The organism is Hungatella sp. L36, assembly GCF_014288035.1.
This window is the reverse complement of sequence record NZ_JACOPC010000002.1, coordinates 305,670-328,363: the sequence shown is the minus strand read 5'-3', so window position 1 is coordinate 328,363 and position 22,694 is coordinate 305,670. Positions and strand designations below refer to the sequence as shown.

Sequence of the window (22,694 nt, the reverse complement as noted above, 5' to 3'; positions counted from 1 at the left end):
AAGGCAGGCTGAAAGAAAATATCAGCCTGCTTTTTAAATTAACAACTATTATCTTCTTTAATCCATCTTATGGGGCCTGCGTATTTTTTTCACTGACAATGTTTTATTCTCTGATTCATATGCCTAACGGACGGAGTTGCCCATTCTTCATGATATACCAGTGTCCACACAGAACGCATTACCGGTGCTGTCTCCTCCACAGTAAAGTCCACCACAGTATGTATATCATAATCCACATGGTATACCCTCTATTCCACATATAAGTACCGATATCCTCAGGACACCTACTCTCTTCAGCATTCCTACATTATAGGCCCAATGTCCTGTTCATAATTACTTTCCTCACCTTTTCAAAAATCCTGCCGCTGAAACATTAGAAAAACTGATTCCCTCGCACATCTGCAGAGTAATTATATGCTTACGATTCTCTCCCGGCCTCCCCAGTCTGATATCCTTAAATTCGATTTCTCTAAGCTCATAGCCTTCTTCATCAAATCCACACAGTTCAATGGCATCGCAGGGAATCCATTCTCTCTGTTTGCTCAGACTCATTCCCGTCACATCTATATTCTCAAAGATGCATTTCTCGAAAACCGGCGGTTTCGGAGCACCGGCCCCGTCATCATTATATCCAACCGAATGGAACAGGATTCTGGCTGTCCGGCTGTCTCTAACTTTTACATTTTTCACATATCCGCCACGTTTCTTTGTTCCTTTGATTTCAATCCCATGCCGGGAACTGCTGATATCGCAGTCCCAAATCTGCACGTCGTTAATTCCTCCCGACATCTCGCTGCCAATGGTAATCCCGTGTCCCATGGCACATTTACAGTCAAAAATCCGGATATGCTCACTGGGCCTGCTAATTTCGTTTCCCTCCGGATTCTTGCCCGATTTAATGGCTATGGAATCATCCCCGGTATTAAATGTACATCCAAAGATCGTACAGTTGGTGGAAGAATCTGGATCCCAGCCGTCCCCGTTCCAGATTCCCTCCGAATAAAATGTGCAGTTATTGGTCACAATGCCGTCAGAGTAGATCATATGGACATTCCAGCTTGCGCCATCTTTTAACTTCAATCCTGACATGGTAATATTCTGGCAGTTGCTCATATTGATCAGTCTCGGCCTCACCCTTCCTGGAATCGTCTCCGGCTTCTCGCATTCCCTAATCTGCTCCCCAAGGGAAAGTAAATAATCCTTTAAATGCTCCGTTTCAGACGCAATCACCTTCTCTGCCAGGCTTCTCCCTCCGCTTGCGATAGTTCCTTTTCCGCGTATTACCACATTTCGACAGTTATAATCCCCTTGATGTTCCAGACTCCCCAGATTTAAAACGCTGCTATAGCATTCCTGCTCAATCCCTTCAAAACGGCTCCAGATTCTGGGAAGATAATCTTCCACCTGGTCCGTTCCCTGAAGAACCGCGCCTTCCTCCAAATACAGTTCCATATCGCTATGCAGCCGCAGCGCCCCAGTTAAGAATACTCCCTTTGGAAGATAGACCGCCTCTTCGTCCATGCAATCGTCAATCGCACGTTGGATCACCGCTGTATTTAAAGTTTTTCCATCCCCCACAGCGTGATATGGTCCTCTCGTAATATCCAGTAGAACCTTCTTTTTCCCTGTTTTTACCATAATTTCATCCGACACTGCCCGACCTTTCTCACTGTCCGTTTTTACTTTAAGCCTGTATTCCGTATCTGGCTCCAGATCTTCTAGTTCACAGTGTGTCCGGTCCACCGTATCTGCCTGCTTCCGGTTCAAAAACACCTGATATTGTACGCCTCCTTCCAGCCCCTCCGGTTTGTCCCAATAAAGAGTAATTGAATTCTCTGTCGTGAAACTGTGAAGTTCCTTTATCTGATTCATACTGTCTTTCCTCCTCTTTCTTCTAAAGATATTCCTGGAGTCTTCCGTCTCTTTTTCTCCATTTCCCCGTATTCTCCCGGCGTGACTCCAGTATACTTTTTAAATACTCTTGAAAAATAGCCAGAATTGGAATACCCCACATGAAAAGCCACCTCTGTTACTTTCCAATTCGTTTCCCTTAACAGATTCATTGCCTTTTCCATGCGGATTCCTTCAATATAAGAGGTGATATTGATTCCGGTCCGTTCCTTAAACAGTGTCGATAAATAGCTTACATTCAAACCGTATTTACGGGCCAAATCCGCTACATTTAAAGAGTCGTCATAATTTTTTTCGATATATTCTCTGATGCTGATAATTACATCCGCTGACTCCTTATTGCGGACTCCGTCCAGCAGACGGCTGACGATCTTTTTCAAACTATCTTTTAACTCATCAGAGGTCTGGTAAACGAGCAGATAATCCCGGCTTTTTAAATCATGGAACAGTATCTCAAAATCCATGTCTCCGCCCGCCTCCCTGGGCAAATGCCCCAATAGAACCAGGAGTTCTCCTACTCCGTCTTCAATTAAAGTAATGGAGTTCGTCTCCGAGATCAGCTCATTAATAATTCCCAAAAGTTCTCCCTCCAGGCGGTCAAATTCCTCCTTTCGTATCAGACTGTAAAGCTGCCCCAGTTTTCCTCTCATTTTCCGTTTCTTTTCTGCTTTTTCCGATGAATCCCTGTTCTCACAGGAAGAATAGGAAATAATTTTTTTCTGGGGACAGAACATTTTCCGCTTTAGAAAACAGAGGCTCTGGGCAACCGCGACCTTGAACTCTCCACGCTCGAACACGGTTGAAACCGCCGCCCGCATCTTTTGATCCCCCATGAGTTCCAGAAGATCGCTGCCGCACTTTTTCGCAATATCCTGACTCTGCGTCTCAGTGTTAATCAGAAACATAAAACAACTGCTCCTGGAACAGTCCCGCAGATAATAGGCAGAGCAGTCACTGTACTGTGACAAATGATCCTCTACCTTCATCCTGATCTCCACCCCATTCTCCTCGTCTGATGGCGCATAGATAGCCAGTGCCGTCACATACCGGTACTGAAAGATCACATTCTTCTCCGGTTCCTTTACAGAGATACTCCGTAACATTCTGTCCAGCTTCTCCTCATTGGCCTTATGAAGCAGCTGGCCCAGCATTTTTTCCAGTTCCTCTTTATTCACGGGTTTCAGCAGATATGCTTCCACTCCCAGCTGAATGGCCGTCTTCGCATAAGAAAAATCGCTGTATGCACTCATGATGATATAATTGATGCCCGGATATCGTTTTTTCGACTCCGTAATAAATGCCAGCCCATCCATCTTCGGCATCCGGATGTCCACCAGTACGATAGTCGGGCGGAAAGATTCCTGGAGCGCCAGCGCCTCCTGGCCGTTTGCTGCCTCCTCAATCTCTGTGATACCGAATCTCTCCCAGTCAATCCTGTTCCGGATGCTTTTTCTGATAAATTTTTCATCGTCAACAATCATCACCTTGTACATAACTCTCTCCTCCCTCAAGTATTATGCTGTTTTCCTTCTGTCTTGTATTTATGCAGACAAAAGGAATCTTCATAACAATACAGGTACCCTTTTCTTCCCTGCTGAATATCTCTATAGAATAAGTATCTCCGTAGAAAAGTTTCGACCGCAGATGAACGTTTAAAATTCCAAGGCTCTTGTACTGCTCGATAAATTCGAGTGGGCGTTCTCCTGTCACTTTCAACCTTTCGTTCAGCTCCTTCAGTTTCTCCTCCGGGATTCCTATTCCGTTGTCGAATATCATGATTGAAACCATATTCTCTTCCTTTTTAATCCGTATCCGAAGCATCCCGCCTGAATCCGTCTCAGCAAGACCGTGGGAAATGGCATTCTCTAACAGCGGCTGCAGGGTGAATTTTAGAATCCTGCAGTTTAAGCATTCTTCATCCACATCGTAATACACTTCGAACCGGTCCTCGAACCTTATTTTGATCACTGTCACATAGTTTTTAATCTGTTCCAGTTCTTTTTCAACTACAGTCACATTTTCAAATCTTGTATTGTAACGCAGCATCTCACTTAAGCAGGTACTGACCTCAATAACCGCATCATCCATTCCCTCGCTTGCAAGTCCCATAATGGTTTCCAAAATATTATAGATAAAATGAGGGTTGATCTGCTGCTGGAGCGCCTTGATTTCTGCCTCCTTTACCAGAAGCTGCTCGGACTCCACACGCCTCATCAGCTCGTTGATCCGTCTCATCATATCGTTGAATTCCCGGATCAAAATGTTGATTTCGTCTTCTGTATCAGGCTTAACCCTGGTGGTTAAGTCTCCGCGTTTTACCTGTTCCATGCCTTCCGCCAGACGCTTGAAATTCACCGTAATGATTGAGAAACACCGTTTGGAAATCAGGAGCGTGAATCCAACAATTACCAGCAGTATCAGGATCAGCACCGGGATAATCTGGTTCTGCCCTTTTAGAATCTCCTCTTTGGAACTGGCCAGGCAGAGATGCCAGCCGGTACTCTCCGAGGTGCCGTATGTAATAATATAGTCCTCTGTCTCATAGGTTCCGCTCCCATTTTCCGTCATTAATTCTGCAGGGATTTTAATCTCAATTTTATCATAGAAAAGAACATTCCCGTCCCCGTCCAGAATCGTCGCCCCGGCAATCTTGCTGAAGCTGTGGAGAAACCGTTTCTTCAGATAATTCATATCTATATCGATTTTTAAATATCCCACCACACCCGGTGTATATAAATCCTCAATTTTATAGACACAGGACTGGACAGAGGCACCATTCTCCGCATTCACGGTCATCAGCACCTTCTTATCCCTCGTCCATATGATTTCCTGATACCAGTCCGTATACCGGTAATCCGGAACGTAGACGGCTCGCTCTTCATTTTCGATGGAATATACACCATTCCAGTGGCCAGCCTTATAAAAACTCAGGGCTAGATCCGGATTGGAATAATAGTACTGGCTTTCAATTCCCCGAAGTAACGCTAAATCAGATACCGTGTCTTTATCATTTCTCATAAAACGGATCATGTCGCGGTTGTAGATGATTGCGTCCGCGATTCGGTCCACATCTTCAAAATACTGCTGCATCATGGTCAGATTTGATTCCATCAGATTCTGCCTCATATCCCTCGCCTGTCTCATGGCATTCTCTCTCATAATTCCGTACAGAAAGATAGCCACCAGAAGATTGGAGCTGATAATGATCAGAATCAAATACCTTAAAAACCGATGTGTAATTGTCTGCTTCATGCTCTCTCCCTCATCCTCGCACTATCTTACTCTTAACTTGGCCAGCTCTTCTTCAATCGTCTTAAATGTATACTCCAGCTCCTGTTCCCCCAGTAAATACATGGACACTTCCCTGCGCATCACTTCAATTCCCCCATTGTGAAGTGTGCCAACAGCCAGCCCGCGGGGCGCCTGGTCCATCAGGAAATATTCCGCATGTTCCGGAATCTGCGTGCCGGAGAGATAGATTTTTAAAACCTCTGGAGACTGCAAAAATGGAACAGTCCGGTTTTTTGCCAGAATCTTACCGCCTTCTTCTCCTGTACAAAATTTCATAAAACGATAGGTTTCTTCCGGATATTTGGTTGCCTCGGCCATGGCTACCACCGCGGTATTGTATACGTCCGCTTTCTCCGTTCCCTCCCAGGATGGAAGTTCCATCACATCGTATTCGATATTCATGCCTGTTTTCCTCAGTTCCTGGTTGATGGTATTTACTTCGCCATCTTCCCCAAAATACATTCCAAGCCTGCCTTCCGCAAATAAGATGTGATAGCCGCTCCAGTCATCATCTGTCCGGGACATATAGGGAGTTTTCTCCGCTGACTCACTGATAAACGCATGGCACCACTCCGCCGACTCGCGGAACATCTTTAAATCTTCTTCCTTAAAAGGGTCGAAAGCTCCTCTCGTTCGTGCAGGAAGCATCCACCACGAGCTGGAATTTTCAAATCCCAGTGCTCCGTAGACCTTCTTGTTATTTCCCCAGCCTGTCAATATTCCTGCCTTTTCTCTGTAATCCTCCCAGGTCCAGTTCTCCTGCGGGTACTCCACGCCCCGGCTGTCAAAAAGAGTTTTATTATAATACACACAAATTTTCCCAACCCGGTAGGGGATCATATACAAAGCGCCGTCCTTCTCCACATCACCATACAGAGAAGCATTTACCTGATTCTTCGTCTCATACCAGGGGCTTAAATTTTTCAAAATCTTCTTATTTTTCCAGATCGCTGCCTCCCCGGCCTCCGGAAAAAAGATACAGTCCGCCTCACTTTCACCATTTTTAATACGCATCATCTGCTGGCTGTACTCTGAGTCCGGAATCCAGTGAAGTTCTATGGATACATCCTGATTCTCTTTCTCATACGCCTGTACCAGAAGTTTTAAATTTTTTTCCTCATTTTTTCCCGCATATACGTCCAGAACCGGCACCATCTCTGCTTCCACTTCCACGGTTTGCTCTGTTTTCTGCCAGCATCCGTTTACTGATAAGGCCACCGTGGCAGCAAGTACAAAACTTCCCAATTTCAGATTCATGATGATCCCCCTTTTTCTGTAAAATCCTGTTTTCTCCAAAATGCAGATGAAAGCTGTCGTCCAGACGGAGGGACTCCCTCCGGGACAGCAGCTTTATCGTTTTTATTATCCTTTTAATCCGCTGGTACTGATTCCTTCCACAATATATTTCTGGAAGCAGAAGAATAAGATAACCGGCGGAAGCAGTGACAGAATACCCATTGCGAACATGGCCCCCCAGTCTGTCATGGAGGTGGGGTCAGAGAACAGCCGCAGTGCCACAGATACAGTATACTTCTTCGGGGAAGTCAAGTAAATAAGTGGGCCGAAGAAATCCTCCCATTTCCAGTAAAACTGGAAGATGATTGAGGTCACAAGGGAGGGTTTGATCAATGGCAGAATTACATTTGTGTATACCTTGAATTTACTAGCCCCGTCTAAAAATGCGGCTTCATCAAGTTCATTGGGGATGGAGCGGATAAACTGCATATGCTGGAAGATAAAAAACGCGCTTCCAAACCACAGCGGCAGGATCAGCGGCAGATAGGTATTCAGCCAGCCCAGTTTGTTAAACATGATGTACTGAGGGATCATAACCACCTGCCCAGGCAGCATCAGTGAGATTAAGATGGTCATAAAGCATACATTCTTAAATGGAAAATCCAGCCTTGCAAACCCATAAGCGACAAAGGGACATGTAACAACAACCCCAAGAACGCTCAAAATCACGACAATAAACGTATTCTTAAAAAAATAGGCAAAGGATATCCCTCCGAACCCTCTCCAACCATTTATATAGTTTTCTATTTTAAACTCATGCGGGATTAAATTGGCCGCGTCCACAAACACCTGGGAGCTTTCTTTTAAGGAACTGGAGATCATCCACAAAATCGGATATAAGGAGGTCAGGGCAAATAAGATGCAGATCACATGAAACGCAATGTTTCCGATTTGTTTTTTTCTTCTCATTATTTTTTCCCTCCGCTCTCATAGTAAACCCACGCGTCCGAACTTCTGAATACCAGTGCGGTAAAAAACAACACAATCACCAGCATGATGCACGACAGGGCTGACGCATATCCCATATTAAGGTCTTCAAAGCCTTTTTGGTACACATAAAGTTGATAGAATAAGGTCCGGTTCATAGGACCACCGTTGGTGACAACCAATCCCTGTGTAAATGTCATGAAGCTGTTGATCATCTGCATGATCAGGTTAAAGAAGATGATAGGGGACAGCATCGGCAATGTGATGGAGAAAAAGCACTGTACCTTATTGGCTCCATCCACCGTTGCCGCTTCATAATAGGTGGAGGATATATTCTTTAAGCCTGCCAGGAAGATCAACATCGGAGATCCGAACTGCCAGATGGCCATTAAGATTAAGGAGCCCAAGGCTGTCCTCGGGTCCGCCACCCAGGATATGTCCATATTGATTCCAGTAACCGCCGTAATCAGAGCATTGAAAGCACCGCTTCTGGAAAATAAGTTTCGCCACATAACGGCCACTGCCACACTTCCGCCGATGATAGAGGGAATGTAGAATAAGGTTCTGTAGATTCCAATCCCCCTTCTCTTCTGATTCAAAAGCATCGCAACCAGAAGAGCTGCCAGAAGCTTTAATGGCACAGACACCAGTACATAGAGAAAGGTTACTTTCAGGGATGCAATGAATTTTTTATCTTTCGTGAATATTTCAATATAATTCTGAATTCCGTTCCACTTCGGCACGCTTAACATATTATATTCTGTAAGGGAGAAATAGATCAGGCAGAGAAATGGGATCAGAGTCAGCACGATAAATCCGAATAACCAAGGCGCCACATAGAGATAACCTTCACAGCGCTTTCTTAATTTTTTGTTTTTCATATTTACCTCCGGTTTTTACATGCAAACGGGGGCAGGCCGTTGCCGCTCTGCCCCCGCATATCTCCTATGGAATCAATTAAGCTTAGCAGCTTCCACTAATTCGTCATATGCCTCGTCTGGCGTGATATCCTGATACATCATTCTCTCTTCGTACTCTGCCAACAGCTTCTGAATCTTGCTGCTGCCTGCCATAGACGGCCGATCATTGGCTGAGCTGTACTCTACAGCCTGGTCTACAATTGCAGACACTTTCTTCTGATTTTCATCAAAAGTGCTCTCCATGCTCTCACGCACTTTATCGGAAGCCGGCATACCGCGCTCAGCTTTCATGATCTTATTTGCCTCCACATCATTGATCAGGAAATCAATCAGTTTCGCTGCTGCCTCCTTATTCTCAGACTTGCTGGACATACATAAATGAAGGGAAGCCGGAACCATGGTTGCCTTTCCGCTTGTAGATCCCGGAAGCAGGATCATCCTAAGCTCCTTGTTCGCCGCATTAGCAAAATTTGCATACTGAGAGGCAGGAATAATATTAACCGCTGTTTCTCCCTTTACAATTGAAGAATCTTCCGGTCCGTTCTCTGCCTGTGATACATCATATGGCGGAATGAGACCCTCACCAGCCCACTTTAATTTCATGCCATAAAAGTTGTTAAATGTATCCTTTGAGAAGTTAATCAGGCTGTCGCCTTCCGGTGCATATACACTCTCCCCCTGCTGTCTGCAGTAATATTTAAACACATCGCCTTCCATCATCAAAAAATCGGCAGCAGCGTATTTGCCTGTCGCTTCTTTTAACTTTGGCAAATCTGCCTCTAATGCTTCCCAGGACTCATAACCATTTTCCGGAATTGTTAGGCCGGCCTTCTCATAGATGTCCGGTGCCACTAACATTGCTCTGGTGTTTACTCCGAATGGCAGCCCGTAAAGTTTTCCGTCCACCTGGCCTTCAGCAATTAAATTCTCCGAGATGGAAGATAAATCAATCAGGCCGGACTCTGCATAGCTATCTAAAGGTTCCACGATTCCGCCATCCATGAACTGCTGGAAGTCTCCCGAACCGATGTAGCCCTGATAAACATCAGGAATGTTGTTAGCCGTTGAAGCTACCGATAAATTTTCCCAGTAGGAATCCCACGGATAAAAGCTTGTCTCCACTTCAATATCCGGGTTCTTCTCCATGAACAATTTCACTGCTTCATTAGTCAAATCGGCCCGTTCCTGGCCGCCCCACCAGGCAAATCGGATCGTCGTCCTGCCGTCCTTCCCGTTTTTCACTGCCGATGTGGTCTCCACACTGCTGGTTCCGTCAGCACTTGTATTGTCGGTCGTCTGGGAGTTCCCGCCGCCGCATCCGGACAGCACCCCCGCCGCCATCGCTGCTGTCAAAAAAAGTGCCATAATTTTTTTCATTCTCATTACTTTTTCCTCTCTTTCTTTTTCTGTTTTTATTGTACTATCTTATTTTTATGTAAAATACAAAAATTCTTGGATGTTATGTGCACTTTTTTTGTTTTTCTTATTCCCAGGAACAGTCAACCGGCGGTCGGTCTCCTTTTCTGGTCAGATACAGCCGATCAATTCTGACACCAGAGGCCAGCACCGCAAGAGTGAGTACATGCTTTCCGCCGGAAAGTGCCAGACCCGCAAGAGGAATCCATCTCCAGACCTGTTCCGCCTCATATCTCCAAGTTTTTCCGCTGTTATATAAAAGTGTACGGTCCACAAAGTTTCCGTCAGCCGCTACTCCCAGATAGGAAGGGGAAGCCGGATCAATCCGGAGCAGAACCCAGAAATCATAGGTTCCTCCGTCACACCGGATCTGATAATTCAGATTCGGAGCCTCTTCCTCCTGTTTCCACTGCTGCCCACGCTTTCTCATATAAATGGCCAGGCCGCTCCTGCCATAGGATTCGCTGCTGCAGTACTGCCACTGGCCATTCTCCGTATAAGCGAATTCCGTCTGCTCATATGCAGTCACTGCATCAATCTTTACCACGCCGTCTTTTTCGCAGAATAAACTGTGAGCAGCGGTAAGTACTTCCTTCGGGCTTTTCGTCTTCCCATATTCCACCGGTTCTTCAAAATGATCCGTCGCTACAAGACTGTCTCTTGTCACCTCCCGGTTCGCATAAATTTCTTTCCTGGGCTTTAATTCAGGGGCTCCGTAAAACCGATCCGACCAGTCAAGGATCCGACCATTATTCAAAAGCGCCTGTTCTCTAGGAAACTCCCGATTTACCTGACCCGCACAAATAATTCCCAGATTGTTCTCCGCTCTTTCTTTCGTATAAATCACAAACCGCGAAATCGCGAAATAGGGATCAATCACCTTAAACGTCACCTGATGCGCGCCTTTTTTTAAATACGGAAGTTTTAAGTACAATTTATCGACGTTATTGGTGGAGTTATACGTCCAGGTATCACGCCATTCGTCATTTGCTAGGCTTTCAACCGTTAACACTGTCCCACGGTCGATCTTTACTCCCATGCGGATTCTTCCCGTAGAATTCAAAGATGGAAAACGGTGGATTTCTAATAGGAATTCTCCCTCGCTGCTAAAATATACCGGGAATGAGGCTTCTGCCCCTTCCTTATATCCTTCCAGTAAATCTCCCTCTTCCCGTCCCAGGTAGGAAATCAACCGGAATCCGTCCACGCGGAGTCCTGTCACGGAGACTGACACTACCCCAGCCTCTTCCGGATTCTCACAACCGGCAGGAACCGGGCTTACAAGAACTGGTACTTCACACTGCACATTGTCCGTCTCGTTCCGGATCAGAATAATCCCTGTTTTCTCTTCCTGAGTTTCCTTTACCGTTACCAGGATTCTTGTCTCACAGGATATCTCCCCGGATGTTTCGGAAAGCTGTATCCAGTCTGGAGTCTCCGCCCGCCAGGCGAAGCTTCCTTCCCCACCGTTGGAAATCTCGAACCATTTTGTTCCTGGCCTCACAAAACAGAGTTCCTCCCCGTTATTCCATATATGAACCAGCATATTCCTGCCACCCATATGAACAGACGGCGTACAGGCCGGATACATGGCAGTTCTGGGCGGCGGAAAATCTTCCGGCGTAACGATTCCCTTCCATTTTCCGCCCGAGATCCGTTCATTGTAGTAAAGAAGCAGTTTCCTCCTGGCGTCCTCATAAGCCCTGGTCTCCTTCACATAAAGATCGGCTGCCTGCTGCTTTCCCTGTTTGTGGCACAGAGTACTTCTGTCAGAGAAATAATATTGGCCCATTGTCAGGTAAAGGGCATGAATCCGCAGAAGGACTAACTGGAAGAACGCGTCTTTTTCCTCCTCCAAAAGTCCCTCATAGACCACATCTGCCTGATCCAGAATTTCCTGCAGTTTATGAAGCCGCATAACTCCCTCATCACCATAAGCAGTCTGGGAAAATACATCGTCCTCCATCATTTCCAGCTTGCGCACGTTGGCAATCTGGGAAAACCGGTTGAGCAGCGGTCCCATTTTCTCTCCAATTTTCCCGGTAAAGTTCCGGTCAATCCAATCGCTTACATAGCTGTCCACGTCCTGAGTCCGGCCCTTCGCGCTTCCCGCTTCCCAGGCAAGACGCAGGAAGAATTCCACCTCCATTTCAAGAGGCTTTAACGCTCCCACATTCAAGATCCACAACTTCTGAATCCCTTCGTCATATGCTTTCATCAGTTCGTACTTCGTATGGGTAAGAGGGATGGAACAGAAGAATAAGTAGGACCTTCCAGGCGGGGACCAGTAGGAATTATGATAATAGATTCCATGTCCGCCCACTCTCTTTCGGTCTTCTTCTGAAGGATAACGGCGGACATAGCCGTAGTTGTCATTCGCCCAGATCATCGTAAAATCGTCCGGTACCTTCAGGCCATGGTCATATAGCTCTAGGACTTCCTTATAAGGAATGAACAATTTTAATGGTGTCTTGTCCAGCTCCTCCTTAAGGATTTCATTCTGACTGGCGATGATTGTCTCCAGCAGTTCAATCTTCTGAGTCCGCAGTTCTTCCTCAGTTCTGCCATTTAAATTGCTGGTCTCAAATCCTGAATCATGGATTCCCCTCATTCCCAGGGTATAGCTCACCTCAAAATCCCGATTCTGGATCACGCTCTCCCTCCAGTATTCATGGAGAATTTCCCGATTTCTGCCCTCAATGGTGTAGTCATACTTCACACCTTCGTATCCCTTTTCTTTCAGCCATGGAAGCCATTCCCGGTTATTACTCCGCATCAGCATATCGCAGTGTGAGGTACCGACTACAATCCCCATCCGGTCTGCCAGGGCGCCGTTTTCCTTCCTGCGGTTAAAGGAATTCACATGCATGGCCGGCCATATATAGTTCGCCTTTAGCCGAAGAAGAAGTTCAAAGATCTTCTCATAGGTATGGACGCCGATAGTGTCCTCCTCCATATGAAGCTTCGCCCAGCGTTCCAGTTCCTCCTCATCATTGATAAATATTCCTCTGTATTCCACGGAAGGATAGTCGATAATTTCATAGTCCTCTGGAAATACCAGCCACTCTTTCTTCTTTACCGGAACGTCCGCCCAGAAATACCAGGGTGACACACCGATTTCCTCACATAAATCGTAGATTCCATAGATAGTTCCCCGCCTGTCCGTCCCTACAATCACTAATCGGTCTTTCGATACCGTCCGGATATATGCCTCTTTCCTGAAATTTCCATTTTTATCCTGAAGTTTTTTTTCATCAAAGAGACCTTCTATCTCTGCTGAAACGCCTGCCGTTCCCACAAGGATTGATTCTCCACCTTTGAATTCTCCAAGGGTTACTTCCGTTCCCAGTACTTTTTTTAAATCGTTTTTCAGATTTTCCGCTGCGATGCGGACAGCAGAATTTTCTTTCCAACTGATACCTATATGAATAGAGCTTTCATTTTTTATGGTTAATACCGCCAATTTTTCCTGCCTCCTTATTCCGTCACCTATTTGTATGCATCAACAGGCCCTATAGAAAAACTTTTAGCCTCCGCATATGCACTTGTCTGCTTTTGGGCCAGTGCGTAAAGTCCCACCACGGTTCCGGTAAAGCATTTTCCTGCAATCTCGCAAGATAAAAACCTGGTGGATGCCGTACCGGCCAATGTAAAGGGGCCACCTTCCAACGCATAGTAAAAATGATACTGTTCCCTGTCACATTCAATCCTGAGCCAGATATTCCCATCCCTCACCGGCGCAAAACAGATCGTCTGCTTAAAATCCTCTGCGGTCTTCTCCAGGACCAGGAAAACTCCATCATCTAGCCTTTTTTTACAAAAACGGTAATGGAATTTGGATTCCAGATAGATTAGCAATCCTGCCTCATCCCCTGTCTGCTCCGGACAGAACCGAAGTTCAGTCTCCACAATACATTCAAAATCCAATGGTCTTACGGCCGCAAACGTGCTTCCAATATCTGTACCGTCAGCCTGTACCGAAGGGATAAGAGAAAGCTTCCCATCTCCCCGTTTAAAAAGCGAATCCCTGCGTTCCCGCAGAAAAAGCCAAGGCGCCTCCCAGTTTTTAGAGCTAAAATCTGCACTCCAGAGCTGCACACGCTCCTGTCCGGCCCAAAGCGGCCCTTCCCGTTCAATGGTCTCCAGCTTATTTCCGCCCACATATGGCCAGCCATCCTTCCATGTAACAGATGTAAGGAATGTCTCTCTCCCCAGATGGCTCATGGTCCGCCTTGCCGTCCTGACTGCCAAATGAACCATCCACCAGTTTCCCTGGTGATCTTCAATTAGATCCCCATGGCCGGAGCATTGAACAGCTTTAACCGTATCATGGCGGTTGGTCAGAATCGGATTGTTTTCATACCCCTCATACTCTCCCCAGATGGACTTACTTCTGGCAATTGTCACCATATGGTTGAAAAAGGTGCCTCCCTCTGCGGCCATCAGGTAATACCAGCTGTCCTTATAATAGATATGAGGTCCCTCCAGGTGGCCTCCACCTGTCCCTGACCAGATGGGCGTGATGGGGCTTTTCAGCTTCCCGGTTGTCACGTCAATCTCCTCCAGTGTAATTTCCTCTTTTCCCGGGTGGACGCTCTGATTTGTACAGTAATACGCCTTTCCCCCCTCAAAATACAGGGAAGGATCAATCCCCCCCACCGGCACCCACACAGGATCCGACCAGCCCTCACGCGGATCCTGTGTAGAAATGATAAAATTGCCGTACTTCTCTACAGTGGCCGTCACATAGAAAACTCCCTCATGATACCGGATCACAGGGGCCCAGATCCCTCCTGAATTACCGGCATGTTTTAACGACAGCTGTTCCGGCCTGCTGATGCAGTTTCCGATTTGCTTCCAGTTTACAAGGTCCCGGCTATGGTAAACTGGAATTCCTGGAAAATATTCAAAAGAACTGTTGACCAAATAATAATCTTCACCAACTCGACAGATACTTGGGTCCGGGTGAAATCCTTTTAAAATGGGGTTCTGATATTTCATATTATATTCTCTCCTAAGTCAGTTTACTGTATAATCCTGCAGACGACAGCCGCAGATTTCAGCCCAGGCGCCCAGGCTAAGACACGGAAGCTTTCTCCACTCTCGCCGCTCCTTACAAGCACACTGGCCTCGCCCTGGAACATATGAATCATGGTTTCATGATACGGTTCACTCCCCATCAGATTTCCGTTATCCACAGCCAGGATTTCACCAGCTCCTTCCGCCGTAAATGTCACCATAGAGCTTTCACGGAAATATGGGTTTCCTGATTCGTCGCAGGCCGCCACGGTCAGAAGCCGCTGCTCTCCCGCCGGGATTTCCACCACTTCCCCTTCTTTGAATTTCAGCTGTACCGGTGCTTCCGGCGTGACCACCTCCCGATTGCACACCTCTTTCCCCTGGTTGTAGCCCACTACCTTCACCCGTCCGCGGACATAGGGAAGAAAGCCGGTAATCATCCGGTTGGGACACTCTGCCGGCTTCGGAAGATAGAACTCCTTTTCATTTAAGAACAGTTTTACCTCCTCGCAGTTACTGGCAATCATATACGGAATCACAGCCCTGTGAATCTGCGGAAAATGCCAGTGTTCTGCATACATGGGGATATCCCAGTGTTCCTTCACCCCTTCATCCTCCAGGCTGTAATCCATCACTGCGAAATACACCATGGGTTTCCTGCTCCAGTAACTCTGCATTATGTAATAGGATGCCCTGCGAGAACCGTTGGTACGGATTAAAGAGCCGCCCCAGCCCTTAGCCGGATACCCCATAGATTCTCCCAGATAATCGATTCCGGTCCAGATGATTCCGCCGATCACATAATTTTTCTCCAGAGGGACAAGGGACGGATTCTCTGCGGTAAAATTCTGCATCTGGTTCTCATTTCCCTTGAAAAACTGGTAAATCTCTGTTCCCAGAATCAGCTTTTCCGGAAAACGCTCATGGATCCTCTCATACCATTGTTCCTGGTAATTACAGGAAATAATATCCACCACCTCCGCAATCCTGGATATCCGGTCTAAACGCTCCTCCATATCATAGATTTCCGTATTGTCCTCCTCATCTACAAACTTCTGAATATCCTTAATTTTTGACAAATCCACATTGCTTTCCCTCTTAAAATGTGGATTCATCGCGTAACTCACCGGTCTGGAGGAATCCAGTGATACGGTATACCCTTTCAGCATTTTTAAAATTCGGATCATGGAATCCTGGGCCTGGTTTTCAACCTCGTTTCCCACGCCCCAGATGAAGATACACGCCCGGTTCCGGTCTCTCTCCACCATGGCTGATACGTCCTTCTTCCACTCTGTCTCAAAATATCTCCCATAAAGCCCCCCTGTCCATTTGTCGAAGCACTCCTCATAGACATAAAACCCCAGCTCGTCGCAGAGATCTAAGAATTCCTCCGCGTAGACATGGTGGGCTGCCCGAATGCAGTTGCAGCCCAACTCCTTTAAATCCATAAGCCGCGCCCTCCAGAGCTCCTTAACAGCGGCATTCCCCCGGCACCCCACATCCTGATGGATGCAGACGCCTTTTAACACAACCGGTTCTCCATTCACAAACATTCCCTGATTGGGGACAAATGAAAACTCGCGGATTCCCACTTTCTGCGTAATACGGTCTGTGCTCCTCTCCCCGTCCATTAATTCCAAAGTCAGTTCGTATAAATTTGGCTCCTTTGCTGACCAGCGCTTCGCATCGGGAATCCACAGGGTGAGGGGCCATTTACCGCCCTTGCAGGAATACGTCTCGTCCCCGCCGCGTACAGTCACGCGAACAATCCCCTCGATCCCTGGATTCACCTCAATGATCCCGACCTTCCCCTTCAGGCTGGTTTTTATGATCACCTGATTCTCTTCCAGATGGCGTTCTTCCATCTCAATCCATTTCACTGTTCGGTAGATTCCCGCTCCGCTGTACCAGCGGTCCGCGGGCTTCTTCGTATTATCCACCCGCACCAGAATCTCATTGTCTCCGGTATGCACGAAATCCGTGATGTCCAAGCGAAACGGGCTATAGCCGTACTTCCGTCCGCCCACCACTTTATCATTGACCCATACCGTGCTGTCCTCGTAGATGCCTCCGAAATACAGGTAATAGCGGTAACTCGACTTTTTCTCCTCCAGCACCTGAATCTTCCGGTACCAGCCGACGCCCCACCGGTCGCGGAAGCCTTGGGCCTCCCCCTCAGCCATCTCCCTGGAAAACGGGGCCGTAATCGCCCAGTCATGCGGCAAGTCTACCGTCTGGAAATGCTTTTCGCCGTCTTTCTCCAGTGCAAATTCCCAGTTATTCATGATTTTCGTTTCTTTTCTTGGCATGTATGTTCTCCTCCTCATAGGAACTTAACAGTTTTATCTAATTTAATCTTATCCGATTGCAGCTTAAAAATATAGCATTATTCTCGGATTGGACTTATAAAATTTTTGGATTCTATATATATGATTTGATTCACTGCGAAAAAAATACCAAGGTGTCAATACTCCAATAAAACTAACACTCTTTTGCAACTGTAAAAAGCAAAAAAACAAGCGGATTTATGCAAAACCGCTTGTTTTTTCTAATAATTATCTATTCTGTATTCCCTTTAACCAATCCACCGGCCCTCTGCATCAACCTGATACCCATCTGGTGTAATGTTGCTTACCAGCATTTCTCCATCACTGCCCAGATAATACCAGGTCTCCTTGTAGAAAAACCATTCATTACACTTCATGGATCCATCTGCATTGAAATAATACCATTTTCCATTCACCATTGACCAGATATCGGCACACATGGAACCATCTGGTCCCAGGAAATACCATTTATTCTGATCAGACAGCCATCCGGTCTGCATATTGCTTTCCGTATCAAAATGATACCATTTTCCGTTTATTTTAGCCCATTCATTCGTTGCATAGGTACCGTTGCTCTTCTTAAACCTCCATGGTTCATTCTTTCCACCCTGCCAGGTTCCTGTCACATTGTCATCCGGTTTGTATGTGGTCTCATGTTTGTATGTGGTCTCATCATCGTCGTCGCTGTTATCATCATCTGTCTGGTTTCCCAGAACCCTGACCGTGAAGCTGTCACGGAAAGTTTTCTCCTCACCCTTCTGATCCACGCTGCAATACAATACCTTTACCGACTTGGCCCCCTGTGTATCAAAGGGTGGAATGTCCAGTTCATACTCGTCTTCCGAAAGCACTCTCTCCCTGCGTTCCGCATTACTGGAGCTTGCCCTTCTCTCATAGGCCACTACCTTCATTCCTTCCGGCTCAAAGTTCTCACCAGTCTTATAAACAATCTTTTCAGGCTTCTTTTCCACCTTGATTCTGGTTGTATAATAGTCTTCCCAAGCCTCTGTAACCTTTACACTGAAAGATGCACTGAAAGCCTCTCCTTCTCCATCTTTATTTTCCGCATGATAGGTAACGGTAATCATTTTTGTTCCAGCTGTATCAAACTCTTCCTGGCTAATGTCATAGTCCTCTGGAGAAAGCTCTATTTCTCTGCGTATCGCATTGCTGGAACTCGCTGTTTCATAAGCGACTACTTCCATACCTTCCGGATTAAAGTCTTCACCAATTTCATATTCTGTTTTGGTCGGTTTTTTCGTAACTTTGATTCCGGTTGTATAAAATTCTTCCTCAGATTCTATGACACGTACAGAAAAGGAATCAGTAAAGTCTTCATTTACACCTTCCGCATTCTTTCCTGAATAAGTTACCGTAACTTCATTTACTCCGGCAGTATCAAACCGATTCGGCGTCACTTCATAATCCTCGGGAGAAAGTATCCGCTTTCTATCCGCATTGCTCTTACTTGCAGTCTCATATACAGTAACCTCCATGCCGGCCGGATCGAATTTTTCACCTGTTACATACTCCATTTTATCCGGTTCTTTTGTTACTTTGATGGTATCTGTATAATACTCTGCGTCCTGTACCGTTAATGCATCCAACGCTTTTTGCAGTTCCGCTTTCCGAAGGTCTATCGACTCCTGGTCCGTCTGATCCTCATCCATAATCTTTTTGGCTTCGTCAATTGCCTTTTTCAGTATTTCTATGCTTTCAGCCGTATAACTACCGGTTTTCTGTACTTCCTCCTTAGCTTTTTCCAACAACAGCTTTAAATCTGTCTTATCCGCCACATTGGCGTAAGCAACTCCAAGAAATGTAATAACTGCTCCTTTTTCACTGTTTGCATAGATATTTAAAGTAACCTCTGTCTCGTGGTCTACCGTTAGGCGGCCCGTCCGCAGCGCATCTATGCTGTTTCCTGCACCCACCTTCACGTTTTCTGCAATCATCACTGAGACCTTCTTACCGTCTTTGTCCTCGTATACAGCTTCAAAATTAGAACTGCGGGAATCGTTCCACCATTCATGGGACTGAACAGTAATATCATACTCTCCTGCTTCCAAAGTCAGCTTATAAGCGTATCCGTTCTCTTTTCCTGCTTTGTTTTTTCCATAATAGCCATCATGGAATTTATCACCATCGCCATCTGACTTTTTTCCGTCATATGTATCTGTAATTCCCCATTTATCATCGCTGTTTTTCCAGCTTTGGTCTGCCCTATCATTTAGCAGATCCAGCCCCAGTTTCTCTACGGCTTTATAGCTTTCGGAATCTTCTGAATTACAGTCAATAAAATATACCAGATTCTTCGGAACTACCTCTACCTTTGCCTGTGCAACTACATCAGAATCTTCTACTTTTCCATTTACTGTAACAACGGAATAATTTTCTTTAAAATCTTCCGGATCCAAATCCCATTCAACATTCTTTTCTACTATTTTCCCCTGTTCCATCACCTCCAGTGTCTTCGGGAGTTCCGGGAGCTCTCCATTCACCACAGCCGTCCGCTCTGCGGCTGGTACCTGCGGAACCAGTCTTATATAGTCAAGTCCGATTACATAACCAGAACTTTTACTGTTCTTTCCGGTTACCGTAAATCGCATTTTCTTTGTTCCATCTGAATCAAACTTTACGCTTCCGAAAGATTTTTCTGTAAATTCACTTCCAGAGGCATACATATCGACAGGATCTCCGCACTCTTCTCCATTGACAGCAAGCTGAATCTGGCCTCTATTATTAGCGGATCTGTATCCTGCGATCACTTCATATTCATAATCCGATGCCGGCATATCCAGATCAAATTCAACCCAGTCCCCAATTCCTTTCGGGATAACCTTCATCCATTTACCGCTGACACCTTTATCTTCCCACCAGAATCCGTCCAGTTTTGAGTCCGGAGACAGATTATATGGCAGGGATTCCACCTCAAAGAATGTATCTCCAGGAGCCATGGCACTGCCTGTTACTAACCGGATACAGGAGTATGCAGGGATTTCAATGATCACATCGTTTCCGGATATCGTGAATTCTGCCTTTTCATCTGTTCCCTTTACCCAGTTTCCTTCCTCATCATAATACCCTTCCTCAAGGCTGCTCACGCCATAGCCGGCAAGTCCTTTCAGTGTATACTTCGCATCCCGGGTACTTTCCAGAATAATTTCCTTTTCACCATGATCTACCACGATTCCAACACCCTTTTCGGGAGAAACATAGCTCACTTCAATATTTCTTACCTTTTTTTCAGCGCTTGTGCTCTTCCCCAACTGATTGAGAAATACTAATTTTTTTCCGCCATCTCCATCCGCCACTTTCGTAGCCAGATCAAAGGATATTTTATTAAGCATATGATTGATATTTCGCATATCCTCTACATACTCACCGTGTGGAACCGGTATCCCATTTTTATTATCATATAAGCCGTTTCCGTCTGGGCTGCATAAATCATATACATTATAAAAACTGCCGCCGGCCAGCGCCGCCAATATCCAGTTTGGTGTGCCGGACTTAGAACCGCTGTTTTCCATAATCATAGTCAGGTTATCTCCCTGGTCATATGGCCCGAGCCAGGTATTTTTATGTCCGAAATCATAGCAGAGCTGGGTATCTGCCCCATATGGGTCAGGCCCGATAAAATCTACGTTTGTTCCACCCTGTTTTCTCATTTTTTCATTATACGTAACACCGACTGCATCGGTTCCAGTATAGTTATTCACCCTCGTCCATACCGAATAATCGGATTCCTTTACACCTGCTGCCAGATTATTGGTGTACTCCCACATAGTCAAATCACGGAATTCCTGATCTGACATGGTTCCTTTTTTCTTCATACAGGTATCACAGTAACAGTGCTCTCCGTATTTAGTTTGATGCAGCCTTCCAACGGCTGGTTCATTGGCCACCTGGCAGCCAACTACCGTATTTAAGTTTCCATTTTCTCTGTTATACTCTGCGATATGGTCAAACATGGCTTTCATGGCTTCTTTTTCCTTTGCCCGAAGCTCAGGATCATTCTTGCACATCAAAAACCAATAGGTTCCATAAACCGGATCTGTCTTTTTCTCGAAAAACGGTGTTCCGTCCGTCTTTAACGATTTCTGGTATCCCTGGAATACATAATATGGAACACGGTTATCAATCGTGGAATTAACTGTATCCGTTGAAAACCACAGAAGCTCCAGTTTAATTCCAGCCTCCTCAGCCCAGCCGATTACTTTATCGAGATAATCCCAGTTATACACATCGTCTCTTGATATAACCAGCTGCGGAGCCGCCTTTTCACCCTCTTTACCGTCGATTCCAACCATATTTTTTGTATCTTTATCCGTCCTAAGAATAAAACTGGCTTTCTTATCCTCATCACAGTATTCATTGATGAAATCCGTCACATCAAAATCATAATACTGTGCTTTATTTACCGGATCATAGGAGGGAGTTAAGCCAAGATCGATGACGCCTTCTCCCGTAATCTCATAGCCATTGTGATTAGGCGCTCCGGAATTCCATGTCATCGTACTGCTGTCCCAAGAGTCATCCTCAATTCCATAAAGCCTCAGACTATTGGCCTCTTCTGCCGAATTGACCCATACACGCAGTTTCGATCCCGCCCAGTCAGCCCCAGCCAATTCTGCAAAATCAAATTTGAGATATGTAAGAGACTGTTCATCTGGAGTATCCGAATAACCTGACAGCATTGATTTTTCGTCTGAAAAATTCTGATCCGCATACTCTCCGTTTCGTATATAGGTTGTCTCTGATGCATCGTAAAATTGATCCGGCTGAATGTCCATCCACCGCAGCTGTGCATTAGCCACTGTGAAACCATCATCCCTGGCAATCTGAAACAGATTCTGTATCTGCTCATCGGAATAATGATAAAAATCCTTAACCTTGTCAATTCTGATTTGGACTCCATTGAAAAAAAACGGTTTTCCGTCCACCATCAGTGTCTGCCGCTCATAGGTATCTCTGGAATTGTCAACCCATGATACAGGCCGCCCATTATCGGAGGCCAAAGGCATTCCTGAGGCTGGAATTGTCATCATTGTCAGGCATAGTCCTGATACTGCCACAGTTTTGATACTTCTTTTTAAAGACATAATTTTCCCCCTTGCTCTTAAATTGTTAGTAGTTTTACTTACTCCCCGGAAATTGTAACATTTACATTATGTAAAATATATAAATATTCTCAGGTATGGCATATAAATATTTTGGATGATTTTGATAAAAGCAACAAATCCCTCATCATATAGCAAAAATATGCCATATGATGAAGGATTTAAGTCCATTGTACTCATGTATTTTTCTTTGCGTCTTTGATTTTCTATGTCATAGACACATCTTATACCTTATACAGTTTAATGCTACACTGACGTAATAATAATTACTCATATAAAATAATTTCATAAATATAAGATAATCCGTCCCTCAAGAAAGAGCCTGAGTCCTTATTTTCGTCCACCAAGCTGCTGATCCATGTTATTTACTCTATAATGTAAACCGACACAACGCTTCAGACACGCACACTTTATTTCTGATGAACAATTATCTTCTATTCCTTCTAACAAACAAGCTGCCCATTCCA

11 protein-coding genes are annotated in these 22,694 nt (G+C 45.6%); all 11 read right to left on the bottom strand.

Features of this window, described 5'->3' with window-relative positions; all coding sequences use genetic code 11:
- Nucleotides 1-342: 342 nt before the first annotated feature.
- On the bottom strand, nt 343-1,872 hold the full coding sequence (locus H8S80_RS07120; RefSeq protein ID WP_055650807.1) for a glycosyl hydrolase family 28 protein: 1,530 nt from the start codon (nt 1,870-1,872) through the stop codon (nt 343-345).
- On the bottom strand, nt 1,869-3,404 hold the full coding sequence (locus H8S80_RS07115; RefSeq protein ID WP_055650806.1) for a response regulator: 1,536 nt from the start codon (nt 3,402-3,404) through the stop codon (nt 1,869-1,871). Before H8S80_RS07115 ends, H8S80_RS07120 begins: the two co-directional genes overlap by 4 nt.
- The gene (locus H8S80_RS07110) at nt 3,382-5,163 is read right to left on the bottom strand and encodes a sensor histidine kinase (protein ID WP_055650805.1); all 1,782 of its coding nucleotides are present in this window, start codon (nt 5,161-5,163) and stop codon (nt 3,382-3,384) included. Before H8S80_RS07110 ends, H8S80_RS07115 begins: the two co-directional genes overlap by 23 nt.
- 21 nt (nt 5,164-5,184) lie before the next feature.
- Nucleotides 5,185-6,459, bottom strand: a complete 1,275-nt coding sequence (locus tag H8S80_RS07105; RefSeq protein WP_117632220.1) for an extracellular solute-binding protein — start codon at nt 6,457-6,459, stop codon at nt 5,185-5,187.
- A 105-nt stretch (nt 6,460-6,564) separates the two neighbouring features.
- A complete protein-coding gene (locus H8S80_RS07100) occupies nt 6,565-7,407 on the bottom strand; it encodes a carbohydrate ABC transporter permease (RefSeq protein WP_006776865.1) in 843 nt (280 codons plus the stop codon).
- Nucleotides 7,407-8,306: a carbohydrate ABC transporter permease gene (locus tag H8S80_RS07095; protein WP_187049041.1), complete on the bottom strand. Its 900-nt coding sequence runs from the start codon at nt 8,304-8,306 to the stop codon at nt 7,407-7,409. The genes H8S80_RS07100 and H8S80_RS07095 overlap by 1 nt, the downstream gene beginning before the upstream one ends.
- 72 nt (nt 8,307-8,378) lie before the next feature.
- Complete coding sequence (locus H8S80_RS07090; protein WP_055650802.1) at nt 8,379-9,728, bottom strand: ABC transporter substrate-binding protein; 1,350 nt, start codon at nt 9,726-9,728, stop codon at nt 8,379-8,381.
- Nucleotides 9,729-9,828: 100 nt separating this feature from the next.
- Nucleotides 9,829-13,224 (bottom strand): glycosyl hydrolase 115 family protein, encoded by a 3,396-nt coding sequence (locus H8S80_RS07085; protein ID WP_081034923.1) that lies wholly within the window; start codon nt 13,222-13,224, stop codon nt 9,829-9,831.
- Nucleotides 13,225-13,250: 26 nt separating this feature from the next.
- Nucleotides 13,251-14,762, bottom strand: a complete 1,512-nt coding sequence (locus H8S80_RS07080; protein WP_055650800.1) for a glycoside hydrolase family 43 protein — start codon at nt 14,760-14,762, stop codon at nt 13,251-13,253.
- A 23-nt stretch (nt 14,763-14,785) separates the two neighbouring features.
- Nucleotides 14,786-17,089, bottom strand: a complete 2,304-nt coding sequence (locus H8S80_RS07075) for a glycoside hydrolase family 2 TIM barrel-domain containing protein (RefSeq protein ID WP_055650799.1) — start codon at nt 17,087-17,089, stop codon at nt 14,786-14,788.
- Nucleotides 17,090-17,355: 266 nt separating this feature from the next.
- Nucleotides 17,356-22,209 carry a CBM96 family carbohydrate-binding protein gene (locus H8S80_RS07070; RefSeq protein ID WP_055650798.1) on the bottom strand — a complete coding sequence of 1,618 codons (4,854 nt, stop codon included), beginning with the start codon at nt 22,207-22,209 and terminating at the stop codon, nt 17,356-17,358.
- Nucleotides 22,210-22,694 lie beyond the last annotated feature (485 nt).

Excerpts from the sequence above, each read along its gene's own strand:
- H8S80_RS07110 (WP_055650805.1), bottom strand. The coding sequence starts at position 5,163 with ATGAAGCAGACAATTACACATCGGTTTTTAAGGTATTTGATTCTGATC.
- H8S80_RS07105 (WP_117632220.1), bottom strand. The coding sequence starts at position 6,459 with ATGAATCTGAAATTGGGAAGTTTTGTACTTGCTGCCACGGTGGCCTTA.
- H8S80_RS07120 (WP_055650807.1), bottom strand. The coding sequence starts at position 1,872 with ATGAATCAGATAAAGGAACTTCACAGTTTCACGACAGAGAATTCAATT.
- H8S80_RS07090 (WP_055650802.1), bottom strand. The coding sequence starts at position 9,728 with ATGAGAATGAAAAAAATTATGGCACTTTTTTTGACAGCAGCGATGGCG.
- H8S80_RS07115 (WP_055650806.1), bottom strand. The coding sequence starts at position 3,404 with ATGTACAAGGTGATGATTGTTGACGATGAAAAATTTATCAGAAAAAGC.
- H8S80_RS07095 (WP_187049041.1), bottom strand. The coding sequence starts at position 8,306 with ATGAAAAACAAAAAATTAAGAAAGCGCTGTGAAGGTTATCTCTATGTG.
- H8S80_RS07075 (WP_055650799.1), bottom strand. The coding sequence starts at position 17,089 with ATGCCAAGAAAAGAAACGAAAATCATGAATAACTGGGAATTTGCACTG.
- H8S80_RS07080 (WP_055650800.1), bottom strand. The coding sequence starts at position 14,762 with ATGAAATATCAGAACCCCATTTTAAAAGGATTTCACCCGGACCCAAGT.
- H8S80_RS07100 (WP_006776865.1), bottom strand. The coding sequence starts at position 7,407 with ATGAGAAGAAAAAAACAAATCGGAAACATTGCGTTTCATGTGATCTGC.
- H8S80_RS07070 (WP_055650798.1), bottom strand. The coding sequence starts at position 22,209 with ATGTCTTTAAAAAGAAGTATCAAAACTGTGGCAGTATCAGGACTATGC.